Annotated in this window: 1 protein-coding gene and 1 pseudogene; both read right to left on the bottom strand. The window is 58.9% G+C overall.

Annotation, left to right across the window (positions count from 1 at the left end; genetic code table 11):
- The coding region (locus HV770_RS38040) for an anaerobic sulfatase maturase (protein WP_175166531.1) at positions 1-1,040 on the bottom strand (1,040 nt) is incomplete at its 3' end.
- Between the two features lie 37 nt (positions 1,041-1,077).
- Positions 1,078-1,293, bottom strand: a pseudogene (locus tag HV770_RS38035) (haloacid dehalogenase-like hydrolase); the annotation flags it as partial.

Here is a 1,293-nt window from a genome sequence, read left to right as displayed (position 1 = left end):
GCACGGATGTTGCCCAGCGCGTAGTCGGGATAAACATAGTGATCGCACGAGTAGACTTCGCCGTCATGCTCGATGGCCAATGCCTTGCCGCAAAACTCCGCGGTCACGCAGGTTTGCGCGGGGTGCCCCATCGTCTGCGCCACAGCGGTTTCAAACACATTGACCAGCACGCGGCCCACGTCTTTTCTGTACCACTCGTCGAAGGTTCGCGACAGGAAATAACCCCAGTCGTCCGGATCGACTGACCAGTCCGTTACAACTGAGTCGGAATGACCGGGCTTCGCGGCCTCGCTTCCCATCATCGGCATCGAATCGTCGGGCCAGTGCTGTGGCGCGACGCGATGGAAATCCTTTGGCTCGACACACGGAATGAACTGGATGTATGTGGAACCCAGTTCGTTACGCAAAAACCGGTAGACGTCTAACGGCCGTTTCGCATTGACTCGATTCACCACCGTGAGCGTGTTGAATTTCACGCCGTGCTTCCGGAGAAAGCCAATCCCGCGCATGACATGGTCGAACGTGGGCCGACCTTTCCGGTCCACCCGGAAGGCATCGTGCAATTCGCGCGGACCGTCGATGCTCACGCCGACCAGAAAGTCGTTCTCCTTGAGGAACAGGCACCAGTCGTCGTCGAGTAAAGTTCCGTTGGTCTGGAGGTCGTTGGAGATTCGACGGTTCTCAGGCGCATAGCGCTTCTGAATGCCAACGATGTCGCGAAAGAACTCGATGCCGAGCATGGTCGGCTCGCCGCCCTGCCACGAGAATATGATCTCGTCGCCATTTTGCGCTTCGATGTATTGGCGGATGTATCGCTCGAGCATCGACGGTTCCATGCGGCGGCCCCGATGCTGTTCGAGCAGGTGTTCTTTGTGCAGGTAGTAGCAATAAGAGCAATCGATGTTGCAGGCTGAGCCGATGGGCTTGGCCATCGTATGGAATCGGCCTTTTTGCAAGGGCGCGACAGGTTCCAGTCCTGAAGGCCGCGCCGCGAAGAAAGCCACCGGCCGCTCGACCACGGTTTCATTGATGTCGTGCACGCTATCTCTCCAGATCTCAGTTTCAGGCAGTGCGGACTTATTGCGCCGCACCGGCCTCCGGTGCGGGGTAAACCGTCTTCCAGTCCTGCTTCATGCTGACGACGACCCAGCCGCGCGCAACCGCTTCGTCCCACGCCTTGTCGAGCCGAGCCAACGACGATTGCCGGTCGTAGGCGAATTCACGCTCAGCATCGTCGTGATGCAGCAGCAGTGCAAGCGTTTCGCCGGGGCCACCCGCCGTGTACTCGAGCAT

It is taken from the genome of Paraburkholderia fynbosensis (assembly GCF_902859935.1).
GTDB lineage: Bacteria > Pseudomonadota > Gammaproteobacteria > Burkholderiales > Burkholderiaceae > Paraburkholderia > Paraburkholderia fynbosensis.
Note: the sequence above shows the minus strand (reverse complement) of the source record. Positions and strands in the feature narration are given on the sequence as shown.